We start from the raw sequence: 1,519 nt of genomic DNA, 5'->3' as shown, positions 1-1,519 counted from the left end.
CAGGTAATAATTTAATCCTGAATGCACCCAACGGAAATATTATTTTAGATGCAGTCGGAAGTTCAGGGAATGGGTTAGGTGAAATTACAGTTAATAGCAGTGGAATTACTCAATTTAACGCCACGGTAAACGCCAGTAGCTTAACCACCGATACAGCAGGAATAACTGAACTCAACGCTGATATAACGACAACAGGAGAGAATGGTCAAAACTACGGTGATGCAGTGAACATCTTAAATAATATTACTTTAACAGGTGACGAAATTAACTTTAATAATAATGTCTCCGGTGAGAATACCAGCTTAACGTTACAGCCTTTTAGTTCAAGTTTTCCTGTTGAAATTGGAGGAAATAGCAATAACAACTTGAGTGTTTTAAATTTAACAAATACTGAACTAAACTTTTTACAAAATGGCTTCAACTTAATCACAGTTGGGAGCAATAACACCGGAACAATTACTGCTGCTGGAAATGTATCATTCCGCGACCCCGTTATCTTGCAGTCGGGAACAAGTTTTATTGAAACAACCGGATTTACAATTACAGGAACGGATAACGCAGCCATTACTCTCAACGCCAATCAAAATATTAATGTCAGTAATATTATTAATCCTAACGGTAATATTAACTTCACGACAAATAATGGTTCAATCAATGCTAATAATTTATTGGGTCGTTCGGTTAATTTAACCACAGGAGGAGGTAATATTACTCTCAATTTGAATCAAAATTTTTCTTTAAATAATCCCAACGTTCAGACCAATGGGGGGAATTTTAGTATTAATAGTCCGGCTTTAATTCAACTGTTAGGAAGTGGAAATATTCAAACAACAGGAGGAAATATTACCCTATCGGCAACTAATATTAATAGTGAAATTGATTTTAATTCTAATAATTATCAAGGTCAAGGCGGTAACATTAATTTAACTGCAACAGAGGGAACAATTTCTACAGCAAATTTGAATAGTTCTGGCTTAACAGGAGGTGATATTACGGTTGTCGCTCCGACTGCAATTATTACCGGAGAAATCAATAGTAGTGGTAGTATTGATGATGGTGGAAACGTAATTATTGACCCGGTTGGTGATGTTGAAGTTGAGTTGATTAACGCTCAAGGTGGGCCGAATGGTCAAGGGGGAGATGTACTTCTTGAATCAACAGGTGGATTTGTTCGAGTAACTCGATCTTTTATCGATCAAAATAACATCAATGCCAGTATTTCTACAGCAGGTGGACAGGGAGGAGGTTCGATTACAATTCGACATCAAGGGGGGTTAGCAAATGAACCAATTGCTAGCTTTGAAGTGGGAAATACCAACCTAACTGAGAATGATAATGGTACAGCCGCAGCTATTACAACAGGTGAATTTACGATTAATTCTGACAACTCTTTTCCTGAATCTTTTACAGTGGGAAATATCGCAATTCAAACTGATGATATAGATGTAACACCAACCCCAACACCAACCCCAACACCAACCCCAACACCAACCCCAACACCAACCCCAACACCAACCCC

Annotated in this window: 1 protein-coding gene; it reads left to right on the top strand. The window is 37.8% G+C overall.

Annotated features, from left to right (window positions below):
• The coding region (locus M595_RS31390) for a beta strand repeat-containing protein (protein WP_023069845.1) at positions 1-1,519 on the top strand (1,519 nt) is incomplete at both ends.

The organism is Lyngbya aestuarii BL J (assembly GCF_000478195.2).
GTDB classification, from domain to species: Bacteria; Cyanobacteriota; Cyanobacteriia; order Cyanobacteriales; family Microcoleaceae; genus Capilliphycus; species Capilliphycus aestuarii.
This window is presented reverse-complemented; position numbering and strand designations above follow the sequence as displayed.